We start from the raw sequence: 26,993 nt of genomic DNA on the forward strand, positions 1-26,993 counted from the left end.
GTTCCCGGGGGAAGACCGGCCCCAACAAAGAACAAAGGGGGGGGGGGGGGAAACAGGAAAAGTTGGGCTCCGCCCGGGTGGTGGGCGGGGGGGGGGGGGGGGCCCCCCCCCCCCCCCCAGCGCGTGTCCGGTTCACCACTGACAGCGGTGAACCCTGTGAACCCCACCCCTGGACGGGGTCAGTCCTCGCCTTTGGCCTTCTTGGCCCTGCTCGGCTGGACCCGTTTCGGCTCGCCCGGCATCTTCGGGTACTCCGGCGGGTACGGCAGGTCCCCGAGCCCGTGCTCAGCCTCGTCGCGGCGGGCGAGTTCCAGCAGGCTCTCCAGGCTGAAGCGGTGGTCGTCCATGTCCGCGTGGACATCGCCGGCTTCGGCGTACCGGGCGGGCATCGTCTTGATGTCGAAGTCCTCCGGCACGGCGTCGTCGATCTCCTCCCAGCGCAGGGGCGCGGAGACCGGGGCGTTGGGGCGGGGGCGGACGGAGTAGGCGGAGGCGATGGTGCGGTCGCGGGCGGTCTGGTTGTAGTCGACGAAGATCCGCTCGCCGCGCTCCTCCTTCCACCACTTGATGGTGACCTGGTCGGGCATCCGGCGCTCCAGCTGCCGGCCGCAGGCGATCGCGGCGCGCCTGACCTGGGTGAAGGTCCAGCGCGGTTCGATCGGTACGAACACATGGAGTCCGCGTCCGCCGGACGTCTTGGGCCAGCCGCGCAGGCCTGCCTCGTCGAGGACGACACGCAGTTCGTGGGCGGCGCGCACGGCGTCGGCGTAGTCGGTGCCGGGCTGCGGGTCGAGATCGATGCGCAGTTCGTCGGGGTGGTCGGTGTCGTCGCGGCGCACGGGCCAGGGGTGGAAGGTGACGGCTCCGAGGTTGGCGGCCCACAGGACGGCGGCGGGCTCCGTGGGACACATCTCGTCCGCGGACCGGCCGCTGGGGAAGGTGATGTGGGCGGTCGGGATCCAGTCGGGGAGGTATTTGGGGGCGCGCTTCTGGAAGAAGGACTCGCCGGTCACTCCGTCGGGGTAGCGCTCCAGTGTCGTGGGGCGGTCGCGCAGGGCTCGGGTGATGCCCTCGCCGACGGCGAGGTAGTACTGGACCATGTCCAGCTTGGTGTAGCCGTGCTCGGGGAAGTACACCTTGTCGGGGTTGGACACACGGACGGTCCGCTCCCCCACTTCCAGTTCCACCGCTCCGGCCATGCCCGCCAGCGTAGGCCGTGCCGCGACGGCCCGCATACCGGACAATCGCCGTATGGATCTGCCGGTGATGCCGCCCGTGAAGCCGATGCTCGCCAAGTCCGTGGCGAAGATCCCGCCCGGGATGCAGTACGAAGCCAAGTGGGACGGCTTCCGTGCGATCGTCCACCGGGACGGTGACGAGGTGGTGATCGGCAGCCGCACCGGCAAGCCGCTCACCCGCTACTTTCCGGAGCTGGTGGTCTCGCTCCGCGACAATCTCCCGGAGCGCTGTGTCGTCGACGGCGAGATCGTGATCGCGTACGAGGGACGGCTGGACTTCGACCGGCTCACGGAGCGCATCCATCCGGCGGACTCGCGGGTGCGGATGCTCGCCGAGAAGACCCCGGCGAGCTTTGTCGCCTTCGATCTCCTCGCACTCGGCGACGAGTCGCTGCTGGACACCCCGATGGCCGCCCGGCGGGCGGCGCTCACCGAGGCGCTGGGCGGCGCCCGTGACCCCGTACATCTCGCACCGGCCACGACGGACACCACGGTCGCCGCGGAGTGGTTCGAGCGATACGAGGGCGCCGGGCTCGACGGGGTGATCGCCAAGCCGCTCGACCTTCCGTACCGCCCCGACACCCGGCTGATGTACAAGATCAAGCATGAGCGGACCGCGGATGTCGTCGTCGCCGGCTACCGCTTCCACAAGAGCGGGCCGGTCGTCGGTTCCCTGCTGCTCGGCCTGTACGACGACGGGGGCGCACTCCAGCACGTGGGCGTGTGCGCCGCGTTCTCGATGAAGCGGCGCGAGGAACTGGTGGCCGAGCTGGAGCCGCAGCGCATGACGGATGTGTCGGACCATCCCTGGGCGCGGTGGTCCGAGGAGGCGGCGCACGAGTCGGCCCGGCTGCCCGGTGCGCCGAGCCGCTGGTCGGGCAAGAAGGATCTGTCGTGGGTGGCACTGCGGCCCGAGCGGGTCGTGGAGGTCGCCTACGACCATATGGAGGGCGATCGCTTCCGGCACACCGCGCAGTTCCGGCGGTGGCGCCCCGACCGCACCCCCGACAGTTGTACGTACACCCAGCTGGAGGAGCCGGTGCGGTACGACCTCTCGGAGGTGCTGTCGGGGTCGGGCGGCTGAGCTTCGGACCACGGGTCCGGCAGCGGGCCCGGGCCGTGGGGGCCGGAGCCGTGGGGGGCCGGAGCCGTGGGGGGCCGGAGCCGTGGGGGCCGGGGCCGGAGCCCCCTTCAGCCGTAGAGCGCCTCGATCTCCGTGGCGTACGCGGCCGCGACCGCGTGCCGCCTGATCTTCAGCGACGGTGTCAGCAGGCCGTTCTCCTCGGTGAACTCGCCCGCGACGATACGGAATTCACGGATCGATTCGGCCCGGGACACGGCCTTGTTGGCGTACTCGACGGCTCTGCCCACGTCCGCGATCATGTCCGGGTCGTCGCGCAGGCTGTCGAGCGGGGTGTCCACGGGGCGTCCGCGGACGGCGAGCCAGTGCTGCACGGCCTCCGGGTCGAGTGTCACGAGCGCCGCGACGAAGGGCCGGTTGTCCCCGACGACGATGCACTGGCCGACGGGCGGGCGGCTGCGCAGCCGGTCCTCCAACACGGCGGGCGAGACGTTCTTGCCGCCGGAGGTGACCAGGATGTCCTTCTTCCGGCCGGTGATGGTGAGGTAGCCCTCGTCATCGAGGCTGCCGAGGTCGCCGGTCGCGAACCATTCGTCGCGCAGCACCTCCGCGGTGGCCGCTGGGTTGTTCCAGTACGAGCCGAAGACGATGCCGCCCTTGATGAGGACCTCCCCGTCGTCGGCGATCCGTACGGCGGTGCCGGGTATGGGCAGGCCGACCGTCCCGGGGCGGGGGCCGAGCGGCGGGGTGATGGTGGCCGCCGCGGTGGTCTCGGTGAGGCCGTATCCCTCGTAGACGACGATCCCGGCGGTGTAGAAGAACAGGTTCAGCGCGCGGTCCAGCGGTGAGCCGCCGCTGATGGCGTACCGCAGCCTGCCGCCGAGCTCCTTCCTGATCCGCCGGTAGACGAGCAGGTCGTACAGCGCCCAGGCGAGGTACAGCCCGGCGCCGGGGCCCTTGCCACGGCCCATGAACCGGTCGAGATACGCCTCCGCGAAGCGTACGGCGATCCGGTCGGCCCGTTCGAAGGACGAGCCGCGCCCGATCTTCTCGGCCGTGGCGCGGCCGGCGTCATGGATCTTCTCGAAGAGATACGGCACTCCGACGAGGAAGGTCGGCTTGAACTGGCGCAGTTCGGGCCGGAGTTCGGCGGGCTTGATGCTGGGGCAGTGGCCGAGCTCGATGCGCGCCAGGAGGCACGCGACCTGGATCGTGCGTCCGAGGATGTGCGCGAGGGGAAGGAAGAGGAGGGTGGCGGCGGTCTGACCGGTGACCTCCTTGAACACGGGGTGGAGCAGCTCCACCATGTTGGCGGCCTCGGCGTGCAGATTGCCGTGGGTGAGCACACAGCCTTTGGGACGGCCGGTGGTTCCGGATGTGTAGCAGAGCGTGGCGATGGTGTCGGGCGTGAGTGCGGCGCGCCGCTTGGCGATCTCCTCGTCGGGGGTGTCGCGGCCGAGCCGGGTGAGCCGGTCCAGGGCTCCGTCGTCAATGCGCCAGACGGGCGGCGGCTCGGGCAGCTCCTGTGCGGCTTCGGCGACGGTCGCGGCGTTGTCGTCGTTCTCCACGACGACCAGACGGGCGCCGGAGTCGCGCAGGATCCAGGCGATCTGTTCGGCCGACGAGGTGGCGTAGACCGGTACGGACTGGCCGCCGGCCGCCCAGACCGCGAAGTCGAGGACGGTCCATTCGTAACGAGTGCGGGACATCAGCGCGACCCGTCCGCCGGGCTCCAGGCCGGCCGCGATGAGACCCTTGGCGACGGCGGCGACCTCGCGGGCGAACTCGGCCGCGGTGACGGTCCGCCAGGCGCCGGACTCCTTGCGCCTGAGGACGACGGCGTCGGGGGCTTCCTCGGCGTTCACGAAGGGGATGTCGGCCGTCGATCCGGAGGCGGCGGGCCGCGCGAGCCGGGCGGCACGTACCTCACGCACGGTCCCGCCCTCCCTGATCAGCTCGACCGCGGCACGATCTGCCAGGTCAGCGCGCTGCTTGGCCTTCTTGAGATTCTTGCGTACGCCCATGGTCGGCTCCTGTTCCGCGGGTGCGACGTCGGACTTACCGAGAGTTACCGGGAGATCAACCTACTCTTGCGTAAGGCGAAATCAACGGTCGGTTCCGGAACGGTTGCGGCACAGAGACGGACCCGCTGACGAACGGTGAAGCGCATCCGGTACGTATAGAGGGAGAACACCACCCATGCCCGGCGACCCCGGAGCAACATCAGCAAAGGACCTCACGTGACCGCGTCGAACCTTGTCCCCGTCCCGATTCCCGACGGCGTCGCAGCCCTCATCGGGTCCTGCATGCCGGTCGGCATCCTGCACGCGGAGATCGACGCCGAGTGCGCGGCGCGCGAGGCCCTCCGGTTCCGGGCACCTTTCTGCAGCGAGGACCAGGCGGACCGCGAGCACGCCCTCGCGGCGCTGGCCAGGGCGAACAAAGTGCTGGCCGCGTACAACCCGGGGCTGGTGGTGCGACCCGGCGGGGCGCGCTGACCGGCTGGCAGGAACCCGTTGAACTCTGGCGCTCCTGCCGCTGTGAGGGGTGGCGGGGCTCTCGTTAGCGTCGCCCCGTGACCAAGATCCTCCTCATCGTCCATGTCCTGGCCGCGATCGTCGCCGTGGGCCCGGTGACCGTGGCGGCCAGCATGTTCCCCGCAGCCGCGCGCCGTGTCATGGCCGAGCCCGGCGACGACCGGGCGCGTGCCGTTCTCCGCAATCTCCACCGCGTCTGCCGGGTGTACGCACTCGTCGGCGTCGTCGTGCCCGTCTTCGGACTCGCGACCGCCAACAGCCTGCATGTGCTGGGGGACACCTGGCTGATCGTGTCGATGGTGCTCACCGCGACGGCCGCCGCCGTGCTCGCCGCGCTGGTGCTGCCCCGGCAGAGCGCCGTCCTGGAGGGTCCTGCCGAGATCGCGGACACCAAGCGGCTCGCCATGTACACCGGGATGTTCAACCTTCTGTGGGCGACGGTCACCGTACTCATGATCGTGCGGCCCGGATCGACGACGGGCGCCTGAGTCCCTTGTCCGGGCGTCTGACTCCCTCCTCACCGGTCGGGCCCGCCCCCGGCCACCAGGGCCGGTCCGATCAACATGCGCCGAACCACTGCTGCGCGAGGGACTCGAGCGTCGGCTCCGGTGGCGCGGGCAGCTCGCGCAGGTACCAGGGCAGATTGCTGTACACGTGCAGCAGCGTGTACGCGAGGAGCTCGGCCGGCTCGAAGGTGCGGCCGTACGCCGTGACGAACCGGCCCATCAGGTGCGGGTCGCCGCGGGTGACGAAAAGGCCGACGCCGACGAAGTCGTAGGCCCGGTGGCCGATCATCGCGGGCTCGAAGTCGAAGAGCCCGGTGAGCCGCCATCCGTCCGGGTCGGCGAGCAGGTGCTGGCGCATGAACTCGGTGTGCAGCAGGCAGTGCTGCGGGTCCGGCGTCAGCGCCACCGAGCCGAGGAAACCGGGGATCTGCTCCAGCCAGGGCTCCGGCAGCCCGTGCCGGCGCTGCTGCTCGACGGCGCCCGCGCGCTGCCGGTCGACGAACGCCCCCCAGTCGCCGGGGCCGAGGACGTCCGCGAGCGGCCCGGGGTCGAGCGCGTGCAGCGCGGCGAGGATTTCGCCGGCCTCGGCGACGATCCGCTCCCGGTCGGCCCGAGGTATGCGCTCCCAGGCGACGGCCAGGCCTTCGCCGTGGAGTCGGGACATGAGGACGTAGTGCCAGCCGTTCTCGTACGGGCCGAAGTCACGGACCCGAGGGGTGGGGACGGGCAGTCGGCCCTGAAGGTGGGTCAGGACCCGTCCCTCGGCGATGCCGTCCTGCGCGGCCGTCCCGGGGAAGAGCTTGAGAACGTGCTCGTCACCGACCGCGTAGACCGGCTGTGACCCTTCGGTGAAGCGGGTCAGCGGGGCTCCGGCCAGTCCGAGGCGGGCGCAGAGATCCTCCGCGCCGGGCCGCATGACCGTCTCGTCGGGGACGATCGCGGCCCACTCGTCGTCCGTCTCGACCACAGGCAACATGATCGGGACCGTAGACGCGCCGGGGACCGGGCCACAACGGTGTTTTCGTGCCAGGCCCTGTCCGGTCGGTCCCGTTGGGCCCGCGACGCTCCCCCGCTCACTGTTCGAACGTACCGTCCGCATACACCCAGGCGCCGTCGTGGCGCTCGAAGCGGCTGCGTTCGTGCAGTTCGCCGGGCTCACCGTCGTACGTGTAGCGGGCGACGAACGTGACCGTGCCGGTGGTGTGGAACATGCTGCCGTCGGCGGTGTCCAGGATGTCCAGACCGCTCCAGCGCATGCCGGGGTCGAAGTCGACGGAGGCCGGCCGGGTGGCGGGGTGCCAGGTGCGCAGCAGATACGCCTCGTCTCGGACGACGAAGGCGCTGTACCGGGAGCGCATCAGCAGCTCGGCGGTCGGGGCGGCGGCCTGTCCGGTGTGGAACCGGCCGCAGCAGGCACCGTACGAGGCGGGCAGCCCGCAGGGGCAGGGCGACTCGGCGGTGACGGTGGGCTGCTGGGGGCGGGCGGTACGTCGGGGCATGGCTCCATTGTCTCGCGCCGTGTGTCGCGCTTGGTGAATGGGCCCGCATGCGGGTTCCGGGTCAGTGGGGCCGACCGTATGCTCCTGCGCCGGACGTGACAGTTACCGTCGAGTAGGGGGCTGGGCATGGATCGGTCGGGCACCACACGGCGCACCTTCATCGCAGGGGCCGCGGCGGCCGGATCCGCCGCGGCGCTCACCACCGGAAACGGGACGGCGGCCGCGGCGCCCGCCTCACCCTCGCCCTCGGTCGCCGTCCTGGGCGGCGGCGTCGCGGGGCTCACCGCGGCTCATGAACTCGCCGAGCGCGGCTTACGCGTGACGGTGTACGAGCGCAGAGCGCTGGGCGGCAAGGCCCGCAGCATGGACGTACCGGGCACCGGAAAGGGCGGGCGCCGCCCCCTCCCCGCCGAGCACGGCTTCCGCTTCATCCCGGGCATCTACCACAACCTGCCGGACACGATGCGACGCATCCCCTTCCCGGGCAACGCCAACGGCGTCTGGGACAACCTCGTCGCGCCGCCCGAGATGTCCTTCGCCCGCACCGGGCGCGAGGATCTGCGCATCCCGCTCCCCTGGCCCGGGCACCGCCCGGCCGAGCTCACCCTCGACGAGATCCGCCGGGCCCTCACGGCGTTCTTCGACACGGCTCTGGGCATCCCGCTGCACGAGACGGCGTACTTCGTGAACCGCGGACTGGTCTTCCTCACCAGCTGCGACGAGCGGCGGGACCAGGCCTGGGAGCGCACCCCCTGGTGGGACTTCATCCGCGCCGAGGAGATGTCGTACGACTACCAGCGCATCCTCGCGATCGGGCTGACCCGCAACATCGTGGCGACCAAGGCCGAGGAGGCCAGTACGCGCACGGTCGCCACGCTGCTGGAGGCGTTCGTGTTCAACGCGCTCGGGCGGGGTGCGGACGGTCCGCTGGACCGGATCCTCAACGCCCCGACCAATGAGGCCTGGATCGATCCCTGGGTCGGGCATCTGCGCTCGCTGGGTGTGGAGTTCAAGGTCGGCTGGACGCTGCGCGAGCTGGCGTACGGCTCGGGCCGGATCACCGGGGCGGTCATGGAGGATGCCGACGGGGCGCGGCGGACGGTCACCGCCGACCACTACGTCTCGGCGATACCGGTGGAGCACGCCCGGCGCACCTGGGGAGCGGCGCTGCGGGCCGCGGATCCACAGCTCGCCCGCTGCGACAGGCTCGAGACCGACTGGATGACGGGTATCCAGTTCTATCTGACGGAGAAGGCACCGCTGCTGCACGGCCATCTCAACTGCATCGACTCCCCCTGGTCCCTGACCGCCATTCAGCAGGCCGAGCACTGGCCGCACCGCGAATTCCCGCAGGACTACGGCGACGGAGTGGCGGTCGACTGCGTGTCCGTGGACATCTCCGAGTGGGACAGGCCGGGCATCCTCTACGGGAAGACGGCCAAGCAGTGCACGCGCGAGCAGGTCGCCCGCGAGGTGTGGGCGCAGTTGAAGGCGGCGCTCAACGACACCGGCCGTACGGTCCTCAAGGACGGCGCTCTGCACTCCTGGTTCCTCGACCCGGGAGTGGACGGCCTGGGCACCCCGCACCCCACGAACGACGACGAGCTGCTGATCCACCCCGTGGGCACGTTCCACAACCGTCCCTCGGCGGCCTCGAAGGTCCCCAATCTCTATCTCTCCGGTGACTACGTCGCCGTCGACATCGACCTGGCGACGATGGAGGGCGCCAACGCCTCGGCCCGCGCCGCGGTCAACGCCCTCCTCGATCGCATCGGTTCACCGGCCGAGCGCTGCACGATCAAGCCCCTGTTCCGCGCTCCGGAGTTCGATCACCTCAAGCGCCACGACCGCACCCGCTACCGGCTGGGGCTGCGCAACGTGTTCGACCTGGGCTGAGGTGCCGGCCGGGCTCGCGACCACACGGTGGTGTGTCCGGCTGCGGGGAGTGGCCCGGCTCAGCTGCGCCCCCCGCGGGTAGGCGTACCCGGCCTGGATCTCGTCGGGGGTGTGCCGCTCCCCCGGCCGGGCGGCGCCGGTGATGTCGAACTCGCTCGCCAGGTGGGAGTCCTTGCCGACGCCGACCGCGGTGCCGTCGATCTCGGCGATGAGGACCTCATGGGCAGCCGCAGCCAGCCGGTCAGCTCGGGTGATTCCCAGGGTCGTACGGCAACGCTGAAGGTCATCGAAGGGTCCCCTCGGCCAGGCCGGGAGTCACCCGACGGAAACCGACAGTATCCACCGGAATCAGACAGAATCCAACGGTCACGCGGTGATCGCGTCGCCGCAATGGGCACTGCCCGAGGCCTCCTTGGTTCTCGCGCGAACGTCCCAAAGGTGACAGCGTTGGGCAGGAGAAATACACCGGACACCGGCGGACGGCATGAGGACGGTCGGGGCATGAGGCTGACGATTCTCGGCGGCGGAGGATTCCGCGTGCCGCTGGTGTACGGCGCACTGCTCGGCGACCACGCCGAGGGCCGGATCACCCACGTCACCCTCCATGATCCCGACCGCGCCCGGCTCGCCGCGGTCGCCACGGTGCTCGCCGAACAGGCCGCCGGGATCCCGGACGCGCCGGCGGTCACCGTCACCACCGGCCTGGACGACGCCGTGCGCGGCGCCGACTTCGTCTTCTCCGCGATCCGGGTGGGCGGACTCGCGGGCCGCGCGGCCGACGAGCGCGTGGCTCTCGCCGAGGGGGTGCTCGGCCAGGAGACGGTCGGCGCGGGCGGAATCGCGTACGGGCTGCGGACCGTGCCCGTGGCCATGGACATCGCCCGGCGGATCGCGGCGCTCGCGCCCGACGCCTGGGTCATCAACTTCACCAATCCGGCCGGGCTGGTCACCGAGGCCATGTCCCGGCTGCTGGGCGAGCGGGTCATCGGGATCTGCGACTCCCCCGTCGGGCTCGGCCGGCGCGTCGCGCGCGTCCTCGGCGCGGACCCCGACGAGGTGTGGATCGACTACGCCGGGCTCAACCACCTCGGCTGGCTGCGCGGTCTGCGGGTCGCCGGCCGGGACGAACTCCCCCAGCTGCTGGCCGACTCCGAGGCCCTCGGCTCCTTCGAGGAAGGCAGGCTCTTCGGCGCCGAGTGGCTGCGCTCGCTGGGCGCGATCCCGAACGAGTATCTGCACTACTACTACTTCAACCGGGAGACGGTGCAGGCGTACCGGACGGCCGAGCGGACGCGGGGCGAGTTCCTCCGCGACCAGCAGGCCGCCTTCTACGCGGACCCCTCCCTCAAGCGCTGGGAGCTGACCCGCGCCGAGCGCGAGGCCACGTACATGGCGCTGGGCCGCGAGGCGTCGGGCGCGGGCGAGCGGGCCGCCGCCGACCTCGGGTCCGGCGGCTACGAGAAGGTGGCGCTCGCGCTCATGCGCGCCATCGCCCGTGACGAGCGGGCCACCCTCATCCTCAACGTCCGCAACCGCACGACCCTTTCGGAGCTCGACGAGGACGCCGTGATCGAGGTGCCGTGCCTGGTCGACGCGAACGGCGCCCATCCGTGCGCGGTCGCCCCGCTGCCCCCTCACGCGGCCGGCCTGGTCACCTCGGTGAAGGCCGTCGAGCGGGAGGTCCTCGCCGCGGCGGAGAGCGGTTCGCGCGCCACCGCCGTCAAGGCCTTCGCCCTGCATCCCCTCGTCGACTCCGTCACCGTCGCCCGCCGTCTCCTCGACGGCTATACGGGCGTGCACCCGGGCCTCGCCTATCTCAACCGGAAGTAGGTGTCAGTCAGATGCACGACGAACGCCACAGGATCGAACAGCGCGTCGAGCGGGTCCTGGAGCAGCGCATCCGGCCGCTGATCCACTCCGCCACCGTGCCGCTGACCGTCGAGGCCTGGCAGGTGCCGGACGAGCCGGTGCCGTTCGAGCAGGCGCGGGAGGCGGTGTACGAGCCGTTCGCGACGGGCACGCCGTGGGGTCCGCCCTGGGGCACGACCTGGTTCCGGGTGCGCGGCGAGGTGCCCGCGGACTGGGCGGGACGCCGTGTGGAGGCGTGGTTCGACCTGGGCTTCGTCAGCAGCTGGCCGGGCAACCAGGCCGAGGCACTCGTCCATCTGCCGGACGGCACCCCGGTCAAGGCGGTCAATCCGCAGAACCAGTACGTCCCCATCGCCTCCCCCGCCCGAGGAGGCGAGCAGGTCGCCTTCCTCGTCGAGGCCGCGTCCAACCCCGACATCCTCGCCGATCACTTCCGCCGCCCCACCCCGATGGGCGACAAGCGCACCGCCGGCAGCGACCCTCTCTACACGTTCGCCGGCGCGGATCTCGCCGTACTGGACGAGGACGTCTGGCAGCTGTCGCTGGACATGCAGGTGCTGCGCGAACTGATGCTGGAGCTGGGCGAGCACGAGCCGCGCCGCCACGAGATCATGCACACGCTGGAACGGGCGCTGGACACCCTGGATCTCGACGACGTCTCCGGGACGGCCGCCGCCGCACGTAACGTCCTCGCAGCCGCCCTGTCCCGGCCCGCCCACGCCAGCGCGCACACCCTGTCGGCGGTCGGCCACGCGCACATCGACAGCGCCTGGCTCTGGCCGGTCCGCGAGACCAAACGCAAGACGGCCCGCACCTTCTCCAACGTCACGGCCCTGGCGAAGGAGTACCCGGAGTTCGTCTTCGCCTGCTCGCAGGCACAGCAGTACGCCTGGGTGCGCGACAACCATCCGCAGGTGTGGGCCCGTATCCAGGAGGCGGTGAAGAACGGACAGTGGGCACCCGTCGGCGGGATGTGGGTGGAGGCCGACGGCAATCTGCCCGGCGGTGAGGCGCTGGCCCGCCAGCTCGTCCACGGCAAGCGCTTCTTCCTCGACGAGTTCGGGGTGGAGACGGAAGGGGTGTGGCTGCCGGACTCCTTCGGGTACACGGCGGCCTATCCCCAGCTGGCCGGACTGGCCGGGATGAAGTGGTTCCTGACCCAGAAGCTGTCCTGGAACCAGACCAACAAGCTTCCCCACCACACCTTCTGGTGGGAGGGCATCGACGGCTCGCGGATCTTCACCCACTTCCCGCCGGTCGACACGTACAACGTGGTCTTCTCCGGGCGGGAGATGGCACACGCGGTGCGCAACTACCAGGACAAGGGGCGCGGTACGCGTTCGCTGGCGCCGTTCGGGCACGGCGACGGCGGGGGCGGCCCGAACCGGGAGATGCTGGAGCGGGCGCGGAGGCTGGCCGACCTGGAGGGCTCGGCGAAGGTCGTCATCGAGCATCCCAACGCCTTCTTCGCGGCCGCGCGGGCGGAGTACCCGGACGCCCCGGTGTGGTCCGGCGAGCTCTATCTGGAACTGCACCGGGCGACGTACACCTCGCAGGCCCGCACCAAGCAGGGCAACCGCCGCAGTGAACACGCGCTGCGCGAGGCCGAGTTGTGGGCGACGGCCGCGGCACTGCACGTTCCCGGGTACGCGTATCCGTACGCGGCGCTGGACCAGCTGTGGAAGACGGTGCTGCTGCACCAGTTCCACGACATCCTGCCGGGCTCGTCGATCGCGTGGGTGCACCGGGAGGCGGAGGCGGAGTACGCGCGTGTCGCGACGGAACTGGAAGCACTCACCGCGCAGGCGCTGGAAGCGGTGAGCGGGGCGGGGCCGGTGGAGCCGTGGGTGTACAACGCGGGTCCGCGGGACCGGGCCGAGGTCGTCCGGATCCCGGCGGTGCTGGCCGCCATTCTCGACCCGGGTCTGCCACGGCTGTCCGACGGCGCGGCGGCGGTGTTCGTCGAGGTGCCCGCGTCCGGCAGCGCGCCCGTCGCCGCCCACGTCCCCGTGCAGCATCCCGTCACCGTCACCAACCGGGCCCTCGACAACGGCCTCGTACGGGTCGAGATGGCGGACGACGGCACGTTCACGTCCGTACGCGACCTGGCCGCCGGCCGTGAGGTCCTCGCGCCCGGCGGCAGGGGCAATCTGCTGCGGCTGCACTCCGATCTGCCCAACTACTGGGACGCCTGGGACATCGACAAGCACTACCTGGGCCGCTGGACCGACCTGCTGGAGGGCACGACGATCAGGATCGCCGAGGACAGTCCGCTGCTGGGCGCGGTGCGCGTGGAGCGGAGCTTCGGCAGGGGTTCACGGATCGTGCAGACCGTCACCGTCCGGGCCGGCAGTCGCCGCGTCGACATCGAGACCGAGATCGACTGGCACGAGGCGGAGAAGATCCTCAAGGCCGCATTCCCGGTGGATGTGCACGCGGACCGGTCCACCGCCGAGATCCAGTTCGGCCACGTGCACCGGCCCACCCACACGAACACCAGCTGGGAGGCGGCCCGGTTCGAGGTGTACGGGCACCGCTGGGTGCACATCGGCGAGCCGGGCTACGGCGTCGCGGTGATCAACGACTCGACGTACGGCCACGACGTCTCGCGCACGACCCGCGAGGAGGACGGCGGTACGACCACGACCGTCCGGCTCAGTCTGGTACGCGCCCCGCGCATCCCCGACCCGGAGGCCGACCAGGGCATGCACCGGTTCACGTACTCCCTGCTGCCGGGCGCGACGATCGAGGACGCGGTGGCGGAGGGGTACGCGCTGAACCTGCCGCTGCGGGTGGGACCGGGCGGATCGCAGGTGCCGCCGGTGGTGACGACGGACGGTGCGGCGGTGGTCGTCGAGGCGGTGAAGCTCGCGGACGACGGCTCGGGCGATGTGGTGGTACGGCTCTACGAGTCGCTGGGCGGCCGGGCGACGACGACGCTGCGCACGGGCTTCCACACGGTCGGAGCAGTTCTCACCGATCTGCTGGAACGCCCTCTGCCGGAGCAGCCACCGCTCGACGTCGAGGGCGACACGGTCGGGCTGGCGCTGCGGCCCTTCCAGATTCTGACGGTGCGGCTGACCCGCGCCTAGGCCGTGTTCTAGAACTCCCGCCTGGCCCGCGACGCCTGGCACGCACACTCGCCGCGTTGTCGGAGTCATCCAAGTACGTCCAGTACGAGGATGGTCCTCCGCCTTGCGATTGCACGCACCAGACGCCGCGAGCCCCGCCCTGCGGGCGGACGGCGCTGGTTCTAGAGCACGGCCTAGTCCTTACGGACCTGTGACGGCGCGGCGCGCGACAGGGGTGGAACGTGATCCTCCGCGTAGCGTCGGTGACATGCGAGTACTCGTCACTGGAGGCGCGGGCTTCATCGGGACGCAGGTCGTCGCCGCCCTCGCCGCGCGCGGCCACGAACCGGTCGTCCTCGACCTCCGGCACTCCTCCGGCACCGGCACGGACACCGGACCGATCCACGGCGACGTCCGCGACCCGGAGGTGGTCACGCGGGCGCTGCACGGCGTCGACGCGGTCTGTCACCAGGCAGCGATGGTCGGCCTCGGCACGGACTTCGCCGACGCGCCCGCGTACGTGTCGTGCAACGACCTCGGTACGGCGGTCCTGCTCGCGGCGATGGCGGAGGCCGGAGTCCGCGATCTGGTGCTGGCCGGATCGATGGTCGTGTACGGCGAGGGCCGCTACGACTGCCGGGTCCACGGCCGGGTCCGGCCCAGGCCGCGGCCGCTCGCGGCGCTGGAGGCGGGCCGCTTCGAGCCCGGGTGCCCCGACTGCGGCCGCGAACTGACCCCGGGTCTGGTCGACGAGGACGCCCCGGCCGACCCGCGCAATGTGTACGCCACGACCAAACTCGCCCAGGAGCATCTGGCGGCGTCCTGGGCACGGGCCACGGGCGGCCGGGCCGTGGCGCTGCGCTACCACAACGTGTACGGGCCGGGGATGCCGCGCGACACCCCGTACGCGGGGGTGGCGTCCTTCTTCCGCTCCGCGCTGGAGCGCGGCGAGCCGCCCCGGGTCTTCGAGGACGGGCGCCAGCGGCGGGACTTCGTGCACGTACGGGATGTGGCGAGCGCGAACGCCGTGGCGCTGGAGGCGGTGCGCGGCCGGGAGCCCGGAGTGCTCACCGCGTACAACACGGGCAGCGGCACACCGCACACCGTCGGCGAGATGGCGGCCGAGCTGGCAGCGGCGCACGGTGGGCCGGAGCCGGTCGTGACCGGGGAGTTCCGGCTCGGGGACGTGCGCCACATCACCGCCGATTCGGGACGGCTGAAGGCCGAGCTGGGATGGCGGCCGCTGATCGGTTTCGCCGAAGGCATGGCGGAGTTCGCGGCGGCGGGACTGAGGGGGGCAGCCACGTGAACGCCACCGTGGATGTGGTCCTGCCCTGCCTGGACGAGGCGGAGGCGCTCCCCTGGGTCCTGGAGCGGATTCCGGAGGGCTGGCGGGCGATCGTCGTCGACAACGGTTCGACGGACGGGTCGGCGGAGATCGCCCTGTCGCTCGGCGCGAAGGTCGTCCACGAGGCGCGGCGCGGCTTCGGCGCGGCCTGTCAGGCGGGGCTGGTGGCCGCCGAGGCGGAGTACGTGTGCTTCTGCGACTGCGACGCGTCGCTGGATCCGGGGCTGCTGCCGGAGCTCGTACGGCGGGTGGCGCAGGGCGAGGCGGACCTCGTGCTCGGCCGGCGGCGGCCCCTCGGCCGGGGCGCCTGGCCCGCCCACGCCCGCGCCGGGAACCTGGCCCTGGCCCGGATGGTGCGCCGCCGTACCGGATTGCGCCTGCACGACCTGGGCCCGATGCGGGCGGCGCGCCGCAAGGACCTCCTCGGCCTCGGTCTGACGGACCGGCGCAGCGGCTACCCGCTGCAGATGGTGGTGCGGGCGGCGGACGCCGGCTGGACCGTCGCGGAGCTGGATGTGCCGTACCGGCCCAGAACCGGGAGGTCGAAGGTGACGGGCACATGGCGGGGCACCTGGCAGGCGGTGCATGACATGCGGGCGGTGCTTCATGAGTGAGCCGGGGGCAAGCCCCGGACCCCCCTACGGCCTTCCGGGAGCCGACTCCCGCACCCCCGTACGACCTCCGGCCGTGTCCTCGATCGCCGGACGGGCTGAAACAGCCGCACCCCCACCCCCAAGGAAGGCCGCATGACCACCCTCCTCGTCATCGCGAAGGAGCCCGTCCCGGGCCGGGTCAAGACCCGGTTGACGCCCTCGTACACCGCCGCGGAAGCCGCCACGCTGGCCGAGGCCTCCCTCGCCGACACGCTGGCCGCGGTGAGCGCCACCGCGGCGGCGCGCCGGGTGCTGGTGCTGGACGGCGCGCCGGGAGCCTGGCTGCCGCCCGGATTCGAGGTCGTACCGCAGGTGGCAGGCGGTCTGGACGAGCGGCTGGCCGCCGCGTTCGCGGCCTGTTCGGGGCCCGCGCTGCTGATCGGCATGGACACCCCGCAGGTGACACCGGCCCTGCTCACCCACGGAATGGAACTCGCCGCGGACGGCGCCGCGTTCGGGCCCGCCGAGGACGGCGGCTTCTGGGCGCTGGGACTGGCCGAGCCCGATCCGGGGCTGCTGTCCGGGGTACCGATGTCCGTGCCGGAGACGGGAGCGGTGCAGCGGCGGCGGCTGGTCGATGCGGGGCTGACGGTGCACGACCTGCCACGGCTGCGTGACGTCGACACGCCGGAGGACGCACGGCTGGTGGCGGCCGCCACGCCGGGCAGCCGCTTCGCCGCGGCGGTGGCGGGGCTGGCGCGGGCGGGTGGGCGATGACGACGACGGTACCTGCGGGAACCCCCGCGGCCACGGCGTGGCGGGCCGATCCGTACAACGACGCGCTGCGCACCGGGCGCGGCCCGCTGTTCCTGCGCCGCCCCGACGGCTGGCTGCTGCCGCTGGACGTCGAGCGCTGGTGCGCGGACCCGGACCCGGCCGACCGCACGGTGCTGGACCGCTGCCGGGGCCCGGTGCTGGACATAGGCTGCGGCCCGGGCCGGCTCGTGGCCGCTCTGGCCGGGCTGGGGCGGACGACCCTGGGCGTCGACGTCAGCCCGGCGGCGGTCGCCCGTGCGGTCCGCTCGGGTGGCAGCGCGCTGTGCCGGTCGGTCTTCGACCCGCTGCCGAGGGAGGGCAGTTGGGGTACGGCGCTGCTGATCGACGGAAACATCGGCATCGGCGGCGATCCGCGCGCCCTGCTCTCCCGGGTCGCCGAACTCGTCGCCCCGGACGGGGTGCTGATCGCCGAGGCCGCTCCGGTCGACGTCGACGAACGCGTGGACGTCCGGGTGGTCGACGGCGACGGAGCTCCGGGCGCCCCCTTCCCATGGGCCCGGGTGGGGCTGTCCGCCCTGGTCCGCCACGCGGCGGCGACGGGGTGGCCGAACGCCCTGCCGTGGACGGCCGGTGGGCGTACGTTCGTGTGCCTGTCCCGTGGCCGCCCGGCCCCGACCCCGTTGCCGGTGGCGGCTGTTACGTTCCCCGCGTGACGAAGCACGTGCCCCGGACCGGCGGCGAGAAGGACGTCCTGCGCGAGCGGTCGACGGCGCGACGGCGCGACGGCGGAGATCCGGGCTCGGGGAGCTGAATCCCCGCCGTGTCGGACCCGCGTCGCAGGGGACGTGCGCGGTTCACTCGCCGTATGAACTCCGCAGATGTGCTCGCCGACGCTTTCGGACGTGTCCAGGAGGTGGTGCACGAGGCCGTCGAGGGGCTCTCGGCGGACGAACTCAACGCCAGGCTCGACCCCGGTGCCAACTCCATCGCCTGGCTGGTGTGGCACCTCACGCGCATCCAGGACGACCACGTGGCCGACGCCGCCGGCCGGGATCAGATCTGGACCTCCCAGGACTGGGTCGGCCGCTTCGGGCTGCCGTTCGCCGAGGGAGCGACCGGCTACGGCCACTCCCGCAAGCAGGTCGCGGCGGTCCGAGTAGACTCGCCCGAGCTGCTGCTCGGCTACTTCGACGCCGTCCATGAGGAAACCATCGCGTTCGTCGGAGGGCTGAAGGGCACGGCTCTGAACCGGGTCGTGGACGACTCGTGGTCCCCGCCCGTGACCCTGGGCGTCCGGCTGGTGAGCGTCATCGCCGACGATCTCCAGCACGCCGGGCAGGCCGCGTTCGTCCGGGGCTCGCTCGAACGCCGCTGAGACACCGTTCCACCTTCAGGAGAGCAGCGCCGAAACGATGACCGACGACAGCGGTACCCCCCGACGGGCCACGCTCGGCGCATGGCCTACCCCGCTCGAACCCGCGCCGCGGCTGGCCCGTGCGCTCGGCCTCGGCCCGGACGACCTGTGGATCAAACGGGACGACCTCACCGGCCTGGGCGGCGGCGGGAACAAGATCCGCAAGCTTGAGTGGTTCTGCGGCGCGGCGCTGGCCGACGGCGCCACGGTCCTGGTGACCACGGGCGCACCGCAGAGCAACCACGCACGGCTGACCGCCGCCGCCGGGGCCCGGCTGGGTCTCGACGTCGTGCTGGTGCTCGCCGGCACACCCGGATCGTCGGCCTCCGGCAACATCGCGCTCGACGGGCTGTTCGGCGCCCAGGTCGTGTGGGCGGGTGACATCGGCGGTGAGGCGCTCGGCTCCGTCGCCGAGCAGGTGACCGGGCGACTGCGGGACCAGGGCGCCGTCCCGGCGCTGATCCCCTTCGGCGGTTCCAGCGTGCTCGGTGCGCGCGGTTACGTCGAGTGCGGACGCGAACTCCTCGCCCAGGCCCCCGACCTGGCCACGGTCGTCGTCGCGATGGGCTCCGGCGGGACCATGGCCGGCCTGCTCGACGTGCTGGGGCCCGCGCGCGTGCTCGGCGTCCACTGCGGAGCCGTCGGCGACCCTGCCCGGACCGTGTCCGAACTGGCCGCCGGACTGTCCGGCGCGCCCTGCCCGGCCGAGACCCTGAGACTGAGGCTCGACCAGGTCGGGGACGGTTACGGTGTGTTGACCGAGCCGGTCATGGCCGCCCTGACTCTGGCGGCCCGCACCGAAGGGATCGTGCTCGACCCGATCTACACCGGGCGCGCGATGGCTGGCCTGACCGCAGCGGTCGAGGACGGCGACATCGTGCCCGGACAGCGCACGATCCTCCTGCACTCGGGCGGTCTGCCGGGACTTTTCGGCCACGCGGAGACGCTCGCAAGGGCGGAGGGCGCACTCAGCGCCGGTTTGTGACCCTCGGGGCGTCCCCGCGCCCCGGCATTCCCGTGCCCGGGCGTTCCGTGCCCGGGCGTTCCGTGCCTGGCCGTTCCGCGCCCGGGTGTGCCGTGGATGGCGATCGCTGCTCACAGAGGAGCGCTCATGCAGCTCGGTCCGGAGCGCACGGTTGACCTCTCGGTCCGGAGTGCACAGTTGACGTCCGAGGTCAGTTGCCGGAAGGCGGGACCCTCTTGGCCTTCTCCTCACGACGCGCTCGCCGCCGCTCCGGCCACCCCGACAGTGAGCGCGCCACCCGGGGCAGCAGCAGCAGCACCCCGGCGGTCAGGGCGGCCACGACGCCGAGCGTGAGCAGCCAGTTGCGAAGGTAGTCCAGCGGCAGCGCGGACGGGTTCGTCGGGGCGCCCGGTCGCAGCAGGGGCGGCAGGGCGATCAGGGTGAGCGCCCCGCAGACGATGAGCCCCGCCCGGATCGTGCCGCGCGCGGGCAGGGCCGCCAGCAGGAAGCCCACCGCCAGGACCAGAGGCGCGATGAGTCCGTCATGGAGGACGATCGCTCCTCCCAGCCAGACCACCGCGTCCCACGGGTCGCGTACGTCGCCCGCGCCGAACAGCAGCCACGCGCCGAAGCCCATCAGAGCGACGCCCACCGCGCCCACGACGACCCGCATCACAGCACCTCCAGCCGGCTGACCCATTTCGTCTGGAGCACACCGGGCCGGTTCGGAGCGATGACGCGCGCCGGGAAGCCGTGGTCGAGCGACAGCACCTCACCGTTCAGCCGCAGGGCGAGCAGCGTCAGCGGGTCGCGCGCGTAGCCCCGGCCCATCTCCATGATCCGGTACGCGCCGTGCCGCTCCAGTGACACCACGCGCAGCAGCGCGCCGGGCGGCGCGCCGGCCCGGTCCAGCAGGTCCCGGATCCGTACCCCCGTCCACTCGGCCGACTTGCTCCAGCCCTCGACGCAGGCGATCGGCAGGGTCACGGTGTGCTGGGGCATGGCCCGGAGGTCGTCGAGCGACAGCTCGTACGGGCGGGGCCCGGCCACCGACAGCCGCCAGCGGTCCGCCTGCACCCCGGCGGCGAGCCCCGCCGCTGCCGCGGTCCGGTTGACCGGCAGGCCCTGCGGGCCGTGATCGGGGTGGCGGGGCGCCAGCAGGTCGAGGCTCTTCAGCGGGGTGAGGGACTGGCCCACCGTGACCACGGTGACCGCGCCGACGGCCGCCGCGACGCCGGTCAGGAACGACCGCCGGTCCGGCCCGTCCTCCGCCGGCAGCTCCAGTGTCCCGGGCGAGCGCCGGGTCCAGTGCGCCTTGATCTCGGGCGCCTTGACCGCGAGGTGCAGCAGCAGCGCGCCCACCAGCACCCAGGCGACCGCGTAGTGCACCGGTACGAAGGAGAACGGCCACGGATACCACTGCACGATGTTCAGCAGCCCGCTGAACACCTGGAACACGGCCGCCGCCACCAGCACCCCGATCGACAGCCGTTCCAGTGCGTGCCGCAGCGACCGGGCCGGCGGCCACACGAAGAGCCTCGGGTACACGGTCCACAGCTTCGCCATCAGCAGCGGGATCGCGGCGATTCCGCTCGCGACGTGCAGCCCCTGCGTCAGCCGGTAGCCCCAGACGGGCCGGGGCGGCAGCAGCGGCTGCAGCCAGTCCGGCGGCTTCTGCAGGAAATGGCTGATCAGGCCGGTCAGAAAGCACACCGCGATCGTCACGCCGAGCCAGCGGCCGACGGCGGTGGCGGTGCGGGGGTCGTGCAGCCGGCCTTTGAAGGACGGCAGGGGTGGCCGCTTCAGCGCGGGCCGCATCGATGCGGGCCACCTCAGTGCCGGTGGACGCAATGCCGGCAGACGCAGTGCCGGTGGTCGGAACCTCATGTCTCCATCAGACCCCCGAACCGGCCCCCCGGGGCGGCTCTGACACCTTACAGATCGCTGACGTCAGCGGCCGGTGCACGGTCCCGGGGCGCCGGGACTGCCACGCTGAGCAGGTGATCACCCCGCGCACCCTCGGCACCGGCCTCCTCCTCGCCGCGCTCACCACCGTGCTCGCCCTCACGGTCCGCAAGGACGGCTACTTCTCGGACCCGGTCGGGCTGGCCGGCTGGTACGGGGCCTGCTGGCTGCTGTTCGCCGCGGCCGTGTGGTGTCTGCGCAGAGTGCCGGTGCGCCACGCCGTGGGGCTGATCCTCGGCGGCAGCGTGATCGTCGCCGCGACCGGTCTGCTCGCTCCCCCGCGCACCAGCAGCGACATGTACCGCTACGCCTGGGACGGGCGGGTGCAGGCCGCCAGGATCTCCCCGTACGACCACGCGCCCGCCGACCCGGCGCTCGCCCCGCTGCGCGATCCGTGGCTCTTCCCCACGGACGCGGGCTGCGCGGGCCCGGAGCGTGCCCGGATCCCGGGCCCGAAGGGCGAGATCCACTGCACCCTGATCAACCGTCCGCATGTCCACACCATCTATCCGCCGGTCGCCGAGGGCTACTTCCTGCTGGTCCACGCGCTGTCTCCCGACGGCGCACGGCACAAACCGCTCCAGACCGGCGGCGCGCTGCTGTCGGTGGGCGTGACCGGCGCGCTGCTCCTGGTCCTGCGGCGGCGCGGTGGCGATCCGCGGACCGCGGCGTACTGGGCGTGGTGTCCGGCCGTCCCCCTCGAAGCCGTCAACAACGCCCATGCCGATGTGCTCGGCGTGTTGCTCGGGGTGGCCGGACTCGCGGTCGTCGTGCGCCACCGGGCGGCGGGCGGCGCACTCCTCGGCGCCGCCACGGCCACCAAGTTGCTGCCCGCGGTCCTCCTGCCCGGGGCCCTGTCCGGGGTACGCCGATGGAGTGACGCGGCCGCCGTCCTGCTGCCCGCCGCTGCCGTCGTCGCGCTGACGTATCTGCCGTACGTCCTTCTTTCCCACGGCTCGGTCTTCGGCTATCTCACCGGCTACGTCGAGGAGGAAGGGTACGAAGACGCCTCGGCCCGCAGCCGGTACGCCCTGCTGCGGCTGGTGCTGCCGGACGACTGGGCGGCCTGGGCTCTGGTCGCCGCGATGCTCTGTGTCGTCGGCCGGGTACTCCTGCGCGGGGATCCCGAACGGCCGTGGAGCGGCGCCCTGCTCGTCACCGGCACCGCGTTCCTGGTGCTCACGCCCGGCTACTCGTGGTACGCGCTGCTGCTGGTCGCGCTGGTGGCCCTGGACGGCCGGTGGGAGTGGCTGGGCGTGGCCATGGCCGGCGCCACGAAGTACGTCACGGCCCAGTCCGAGGCCGATTCTTTCGTGGTCACCGCGACGGCCTACGCGGTCGCAGCCGGCGCGGTGCTCGCCGGCTGCGTCCTGCGGCGAAGGCGACGCTCCCGCGACGACGAGCAGGTCAGCACCGGCCCTGCCCAGTCGATCCGGTCGTAGCGGTGGCCGGTCCGGGGAGCGCGGCCAGCGGGCCGACTTCATGGCCAACTCGGCTGTCTTTACGGCCCATTGGGCACGGACCTACGCTCCCGCCCCATGGACACCTCCGGCATACGCTTTCCCAGAGCCGCGGCGCTCGCCACCGCGGGCGCCCTGCTCCTCTCCGGTCTGCTCGGCGCGGCGCCGCCCGCGACGGCCGAAGCCGTCGCCGACGAGCCGGTGACCGAGCACGCCACCGTCGTCCCCGTCCAGACCACGGGCCCGGCCGACAAGCGCTTCAATCTCGTCGTCCTCGGCGACGGCTACACCGCCGCCGGCATGGACGAGTTCCGCGCGGACGTCGACAAACATCTGCAAGTGCTGTGGAGCACCGAGCCGTTCGCCTCGTACCGCTCGTACGTCAATGTGTGGGCGGTCGAGGTGCCCTCGCCCGAGGAGGGTGTCGACTGCGACCCGTCACTGGACGCCCCACGCCGTGACACCCCGCTGAACATGGGCTTCTGGGGCGGCTGCAATCCGGCCGGCGTGCAGCGACTGCTCACCGTCGACAGCGGTGCCGCGACCGCGCTGGCCGATCTCGTCGCCGGGACGACGGGCGCCAACCGCCAGATCGTGGCGCTCGCGAACAGCGACACGTACGGCGGTGCCGGCGGCACGTACGCCACCGCGTCCGGAGGCAATGCCCTCTCCTCTCTCATCACCCCGCACGAGATCGGCCACTCGCTGGGCAAGCTCCAGGACGAGTACGACTACTACGGCCGGGGCGTCCCCGGCGGTACGTACACCGGCGGCGAGCCCGCGTCCGTGCACCACACCCTCCTCACCGAGCAGCAGATGCGGGACCAGCAGGCGAAGTGGTGGCGCTGGCTGGGCGAGAAGAGCGAGGCGGGCGGAGTGATCGGACGGCACGAGGGCGGGATGTACAGCACCAAGGGTGTCTGGCGGCCCAGCAAGCACTCGATCATGAAGACCCTGGGTTATGCCTTCGACCAGGTGGAACGGGAGGTGATGGTCCGCGCGATCTCCGCCAAGGTGAACCTGGTCCAGGACCACACCCCGGACGCCGCTCCGATCGGCGCCGACCGCACGGTGTGGGTGGACACCCTGCACCCGGTCGGCGGCGAACTCGACGTCGTCTGGCGGCTCGACGGCCGTCCGCTGCGGCACACCGACGGCGCCCGCACCGTGGATCTGCGCAGGATCGGCATCGGCCGGGGTACGCACACCCTCACGGCCACCGTCACCGACCCGACGCCGTTCGTCCGCGACCCCGCCGTCCGCGCCTCGGCCGCGCTGACCCGCACCGTGAGCTGGACGGTCGACACGTCCGTACGCACGCACCACACTCCGGTCCCCGCGGCCTTCACGGGCCACACCGCCACCGGGACGCCCGTCGGGGCCGGGTCCGTCGTGTACGCCGACACCACGCACCCCACGGACCGTACGCACGCCGTCCGTTGGTCCCTCGACGGCCGCCCGCTCGCGAACCCCGGCAACGACCGCGACCTGGACCTCGGCGCGCTGCGGCTCCGTCCCGGGACGCACGCGCTGACGGCCAGGATCGCCGGAACGGACGCCGTGCTGCGCTGGACCGTGGACGCGGCCCCGGCGGCGGGTTCGTACGAGCTGTCGGAGCCGCTGCGGACGGTGCACCGGCCCGGGCGGCCGCCCGAGTACGTCTATGACGGTCCGTTCACCATGCGGTTGACGGCGGCCGACGACCAACCCGGGGCGGTCGTCTCGCAGTTCCGGGTGGACGGCGACGGCTGGTACACGTACTACGGCTGGCCGACGGACGCCGACGCGCCGTTCCGCTTCACCCCGAGCGGCACCGTCATCGACGATCTCGTCTACGGCAAGCTCGGTACGCCGCGTGCCGTGCCTTGGGACGACGCGACGCCCGACTACGGCACCCACACCGTCGAGCACCGGACGATCGACGCGGCCGGAAACGTCAGCAGGGCGACGAGTTTCCTCGTCACCCTGCTCGAGTGAGGCTCGGTTCGCCTCCGGGGCGCCTGCCGGACGGAGCGTCAGCCGACGCGGGCGACTCCCGCGTAGCCGGGAATGGGTTCGCCGCCCAGCACGTCGATGACCTCGCCGAGCTCGGGGTGCCACTCAGCGGTCAGTGACACACCGGGCCCGACGAGCTCCAGACCGTCGAAGAACCGGGTGAACTCCTCGCGGGAGCGAAGGCGCAGCGTGAGGCCGCGGGCCTGGTACATCGCGCGGGCCTGCGCCGCCTTCTCCGGGTCGAAGTCGCCCGTCGTGTGGGACAGGACGAGGTAGCTGCCGGGTGCGAGCTGCTGGACCAGCCGGTCCACCAGCTCGTACGCGCCGTCCTCGTCGTCCACGAAGTGCAGCAGCGCGAGCAGCGACAGCGCGATCGGCCGGGTGAAGTCCAGGACCTTGCCCGCCGCGTCCAGGATCGCCTCGGGATCGCGGGCGTCCGCCTGGATGTAGTCGGTGGCGCCCTCGGGGGTGCTGCGCAGCAGGGCCTCGGCGTGGGCGAGCACGATCGGGTCGTTGTCGCAGTAGACGACGCGGGACTCGGGGGCGGCCTGCTGGGCTATCTGGTGGAGATTGGGCTCGGTGGGGATGCCGGTGCCGATGTCGAGGTACTGGCGCACGCCGTTCCTGCCGAGCCAGCGCGTGGCGCGGTGCATATAGGCCCGGTTGACCCTGGCCATGTCGCGCCCGCGTGGTTCGAGGGCGAGGAGCTGCTGGGCCATCTCCTCGTCGACCGGGTAGTTGTCCTTGCCTCCGAGGAACCAGTCGTACATGCGGGCCGGGTGCGGCTTGCTGGTGTCGATCCGTACGGCGGCGGGGTCCTGCCCGGTCATCTGGCGTCTCCAAGGGTCTGCGACGGGTGGGCGACATGAGGACGAACGATCGGAACTGCACGTACCACTCGGGCGGTCGGTCCCGGGTCACGTCAGAAGGAAGTCTGCCTGACCGGACTTGGCGCCCTGGATGAAAGCGGCGATCTCGCCGTGCGTGTAGATGAGAGCGGGGCCTTCAGGGTCGGCGGACTGGCGCACCGCGACCCTGCCGTCGGCCAGCTTCATGGCCTCGATGCAGTTGCCGCCGTTGCCGCCGCTCCACGGCTTGTGCCACCCCTCCGAGCCGAGCTCCCGGGCAGGCATGCCGTTGTATATGCGATCCATTCACAGCTCCTTGCGGACGCCCCGGAGGATGTCCTTCGTGCGTTGCGCGGTGGCGGCCTGGGCCGCCATGCGGTCCATGACCTCCAGGTGCGAGGCCACCTCGGGACGCGCGTCGAGATAGACCGCGCCGGTCAGGTACTCGCTGTAGACCATGTCGGGCAGCTCGGGCACCGCGAACCGGAAGAGAACGAACGGTCCGTAGGTGCCGGGGTGCGGCCCCGTCGCGAACTCCGCGACCTGGAGGGTGACGTTCGGCAGTTCGGTGGCTTCGAGGAGCCGGTCGATCTGAGCCCGCATCACCTTCGGGGCGCCCGCCGGCCGGCGGAGCACCGTCTCGTCCATGACCACCCAGAATCTGGGGGCGTCGGCTCTGGTGAGCAGCCCCTGCCGCTCCATCCGCAGGGCGACATGCCGCTCGATGTCGTCGGCGCTGGTGGCGCCGAGGGCTCCGCTGCGCATGACGCCGCGTGCGTACTCCTCGGTCTGGAGGAGTCCGGGAACGAAGTGGGGTTCGTACGCCCGGATGAGACTCGCGGCCCCCTCCAGGCTGACGTACATGCTGAACCAGCCCGGCAGGACGTCGTGGAAACGCTGCCACCAGCCCGGCTTGTTGGCGTCCTCGGCGAGCTGGACGAAACCGTCGGCCTCGTCGTCGGCGATGCCGTAGGCCCGCAGGAGGAGTTGCACGTAGGGGATTTTCAGCGCGACCTCGGCCATCTCCATCCGGCGGATGGTGGCGGGGGCCACTCGGAGCACCTTGGCGGCCTCCTCGCGTTTCAGGCCGGCTCGCTCCCGCAGATCCTGCAGTCGCTTCCCCAGTACGACCTGCCCCACAGTGGGGGCGGACCGCGGCTCGCTCACTACAGACCTCCCCAGCGCGCTGTTCTCGATGTCACAACGTCACAACGTCACAACGTCACGACGTCACAAGCCGGTGACACGACTCCTGGTTCGGAGACGCGACTCGGCGTCACGACGAGTGTGCCATGACACTCTCCCCCAGAACTCGACACTCTGCAATTTTCAGAGTGCCTCTTGCCAAGTGTCGCCGCCGGGTGGAAAGTGTGTCGGTGAACCAGTTCACGAGGCTGCCGCGCTCTGCTCATGGAGAGGCACGACCGGCACCGCTTCCCCACCGTTAAGGATTGGTCGTGGCTTCTGGTAACGCGCTCAACCCCCTGCTCGTCGGCACGTTCGCGCCGGCCTTCACGGGGTCGGCGATCCGCCGCTTCGGGTTCGAGCTGCCCGGCCGCACCGATTCGGTCGCACGCGCCCGGCGCCTGATCCGGGAGCGGATGCTGCGCTGGGGCCTCGGGGACGACCACCTCGACGCGGTGGCTCTGGTCGCGACCGAACTGTTCACCAACGCCGTGGTGCACACCGAGAGCGAGCGCGTCCTGTGCGAACTGCGCGACGCGGAAGGTCAGTTGCGCATAGCGGTACAGGACCAGGGCTGCCCGCCCGGCGAGCCTCGACTGTGCCGGATCTCCGAGGACGAGCGCGGACGCGGACTGCTGCTGGTGGACGCCGTGAGCAGCGCCTGGGGCGCGCACGACGCACAGCCGGGTCCCGGCCGGATCGTCTGGGCCGAGCTGGCGCTCGACCTGGAGGGTCCGTGCTGAGGAG

24 protein-coding genes are annotated in these 26,993 nt (G+C 71.9%); 15 read left to right on the forward strand and 9 right to left on the reverse strand.

Going from position 1 to position 26,993, the window contains the following annotated elements:
* Positions 1-179: 179 nt before the first annotated feature.
* Positions 180-1,199: a non-homologous end-joining DNA ligase gene (ligD, locus tag AC0699_RS07905; protein ID WP_478657020.1), complete on the reverse strand. Its 1,020-nt coding sequence runs from the start codon at positions 1,197-1,199 to the stop codon at positions 180-182.
* 52 nt (positions 1,200-1,251) lie between these two features.
* On the opposite strand from ligD, the gene AC0699_RS07910 reads away from it, so the two are divergent.
* Positions 1,252-2,322: an ATP-dependent DNA ligase gene (locus AC0699_RS07910; protein WP_478657219.1), complete on the forward strand. Its 1,071-nt coding sequence runs from the start codon at positions 1,252-1,254 to the stop codon at positions 2,320-2,322.
* Between the two features lie 107 nt (positions 2,323-2,429).
* Here the strand turns inward: AC0699_RS07910 and AC0699_RS07915 are convergent, their stop codons facing one another.
* The gene (locus AC0699_RS07915) at positions 2,430-4,343 is read right to left on the reverse strand and encodes an AMP-dependent synthetase/ligase (protein WP_478657022.1); all 1,914 of its coding nucleotides are present in this window, start codon (positions 4,341-4,343) and stop codon (positions 2,430-2,432) included.
* A gap of 216 nt (positions 4,344-4,559) precedes the next feature.
* On the opposite strand from AC0699_RS07915, the gene AC0699_RS07920 reads away from it, so the two are divergent.
* Both AC0699_RS07920 and AC0699_RS07925 read left to right on the forward strand, forming a co-directional pair.
* Entirely contained in the window at positions 4,560-4,817 is a 258-nt protein-coding gene (locus AC0699_RS07920; RefSeq protein ID WP_453664232.1) for a hypothetical protein, read from the forward strand.
* 77 nt (positions 4,818-4,894) lie between these two features.
* Complete coding sequence (locus AC0699_RS07925; protein WP_478657024.1) at positions 4,895-5,344, forward strand: hypothetical protein; 450 nt, start codon at positions 4,895-4,897, stop codon at positions 5,342-5,344.
* 70 nt (positions 5,345-5,414) lie between these two features.
* Here the strand turns inward: AC0699_RS07925 and AC0699_RS07930 are convergent, their stop codons facing one another.
* Together AC0699_RS07930 and AC0699_RS07935 are read right to left on the reverse strand one after the other, a co-directional pair.
* Entirely contained in the window at positions 5,415-6,338 is a 924-nt protein-coding gene (locus AC0699_RS07930) for a phosphotransferase (protein ID WP_478657027.1), read from the reverse strand.
* A gap of 97 nt (positions 6,339-6,435) precedes the next feature.
* Positions 6,436-6,861: a YchJ family protein gene (locus AC0699_RS07935; protein ID WP_478657030.1), complete on the reverse strand. Its 426-nt coding sequence runs from the start codon at positions 6,859-6,861 to the stop codon at positions 6,436-6,438.
* A gap of 126 nt (positions 6,862-6,987) precedes the next feature.
* Between AC0699_RS07935 and AC0699_RS07940 the strand changes: the two genes are divergently transcribed.
* The 9 genes from AC0699_RS07940 (at position 6,988) to AC0699_RS07980 (ending at position 18,814) form a co-directional block, all read left to right on the forward strand.
* Complete coding sequence (locus AC0699_RS07940; RefSeq protein WP_478657032.1) at positions 6,988-8,757, forward strand: hydroxysqualene dehydroxylase; 1,770 nt, start codon at positions 6,988-6,990, stop codon at positions 8,755-8,757.
* A 501-nt stretch (positions 8,758-9,258) separates the two neighbouring features.
* Positions 9,259-10,587 carry a 6-phospho-beta-glucosidase gene (locus AC0699_RS07945; RefSeq protein ID WP_478657035.1) on the forward strand — a complete coding sequence of 443 codons (1,329 nt, stop codon included), beginning with the start codon at positions 9,259-9,261 and terminating at the stop codon, positions 10,585-10,587.
* Positions 10,588-10,598: 11 nt separating this feature from the next.
* Positions 10,599-13,718, forward strand: coding sequence for an alpha-mannosidase (locus AC0699_RS07950; protein ID WP_478657037.1), 3,120 nt, complete (start codon positions 10,599-10,601; stop codon positions 13,716-13,718).
* Positions 13,719-13,965: 247 nt separating this feature from the next.
* Positions 13,966-15,006: an NAD-dependent epimerase/dehydratase family protein gene (locus AC0699_RS07955; protein ID WP_478657040.1), complete on the forward strand. Its 1,041-nt coding sequence runs from the start codon at positions 13,966-13,968 to the stop codon at positions 15,004-15,006.
* Entirely contained in the window at positions 15,003-15,659 is a 657-nt protein-coding gene (locus tag AC0699_RS07960; protein ID WP_478657043.1) for a glycosyltransferase family 2 protein, read from the forward strand. The genes AC0699_RS07955 and AC0699_RS07960 overlap by 4 nt, the downstream gene beginning before the upstream one ends.
* Positions 15,660-15,791: 132 nt before the next feature.
* Positions 15,792-16,415 (forward strand): TIGR04282 family arsenosugar biosynthesis glycosyltransferase, encoded by a 624-nt coding sequence (locus tag AC0699_RS07965; RefSeq protein WP_478657045.1) that lies wholly within the window; start codon positions 15,792-15,794, stop codon positions 16,413-16,415.
* A complete protein-coding gene (locus AC0699_RS07970) occupies positions 16,412-17,128 on the forward strand; it encodes a methyltransferase domain-containing protein (RefSeq protein WP_478657047.1) in 717 nt (238 codons plus the stop codon). The genes AC0699_RS07965 and AC0699_RS07970 overlap by 4 nt, the downstream gene beginning before the upstream one ends.
* 152 nt (positions 17,129-17,280) lie before the next feature.
* On the forward strand, positions 17,281-17,790 hold the full coding sequence (locus tag AC0699_RS07975) for a mycothiol transferase (RefSeq protein WP_478657050.1): 510 nt from the start codon (positions 17,281-17,283) through the stop codon (positions 17,788-17,790).
* Between the two features lie 37 nt (positions 17,791-17,827).
* Positions 17,828-18,814 carry a D-cysteine desulfhydrase family protein gene (locus AC0699_RS07980; protein ID WP_478657052.1) on the forward strand — a complete coding sequence of 329 codons (987 nt, stop codon included), beginning with the start codon at positions 17,828-17,830 and terminating at the stop codon, positions 18,812-18,814.
* Between the two features lie 190 nt (positions 18,815-19,004).
* Here AC0699_RS07980 and AC0699_RS07985 read toward each other — a convergent pair whose 3' ends face one another.
* Entirely contained in the window at positions 19,005-19,466 is a 462-nt protein-coding gene (locus AC0699_RS07985) for a hypothetical protein (protein WP_478657055.1), read from the reverse strand.
* Positions 19,466-20,611: a molybdopterin-dependent oxidoreductase gene (locus tag AC0699_RS07990; RefSeq protein ID WP_478657057.1), complete on the reverse strand. Its 1,146-nt coding sequence runs from the start codon at positions 20,609-20,611 to the stop codon at positions 19,466-19,468. The genes AC0699_RS07985 and AC0699_RS07990 overlap by 1 nt, the downstream gene beginning before the upstream one ends.
* A 182-nt stretch (positions 20,612-20,793) precedes the next feature.
* Between AC0699_RS07990 and AC0699_RS07995 the strand changes: the two genes are divergently transcribed.
* Positions 20,794-22,200 (forward strand): glycosyltransferase 87 family protein, encoded by a 1,407-nt coding sequence (locus AC0699_RS07995; RefSeq protein WP_478657060.1) that lies wholly within the window; start codon positions 20,794-20,796, stop codon positions 22,198-22,200.
* 96 nt (positions 22,201-22,296) lie between these two features.
* Complete coding sequence (locus AC0699_RS08000) at positions 22,297-24,195, forward strand: M64 family metallopeptidase (protein ID WP_478657063.1); 1,899 nt, start codon at positions 22,297-22,299, stop codon at positions 24,193-24,195.
* Positions 24,196-24,233: 38 nt separating this feature from the next.
* Here AC0699_RS08000 and AC0699_RS08005 read toward each other — a convergent pair whose 3' ends face one another.
* The 3 genes from AC0699_RS08005 to AC0699_RS08015 form a co-directional block, all read right to left on the reverse strand.
* Positions 24,234-25,043 (reverse strand): SAM-dependent methyltransferase, encoded by an 810-nt coding sequence (locus AC0699_RS08005; RefSeq protein WP_478657066.1) that lies wholly within the window; start codon positions 25,041-25,043, stop codon positions 24,234-24,236.
* Between the two features lie 87 nt (positions 25,044-25,130).
* Entirely contained in the window at positions 25,131-25,367 is a 237-nt protein-coding gene (locus AC0699_RS08010; RefSeq protein WP_453663046.1) for a DUF397 domain-containing protein, read from the reverse strand.
* A complete protein-coding gene (locus AC0699_RS08015) occupies positions 25,368-26,228 on the reverse strand; it encodes a helix-turn-helix domain-containing protein (protein ID WP_478657070.1) in 861 nt (286 codons plus the stop codon).
* Between the two features lie 290 nt (positions 26,229-26,518).
* Between AC0699_RS08015 and AC0699_RS08020 the strand changes: the two genes are divergently transcribed.
* Entirely contained in the window at positions 26,519-26,989 is a 471-nt protein-coding gene (locus AC0699_RS08020) for an ATP-binding protein (RefSeq protein ID WP_478657073.1), read from the forward strand.
* Positions 26,990-26,993 lie beyond the last annotated feature (4 nt).

The sequence above is a fragment of the Streptomyces sp. NPDC043870 genome (assembly GCF_056435785.1).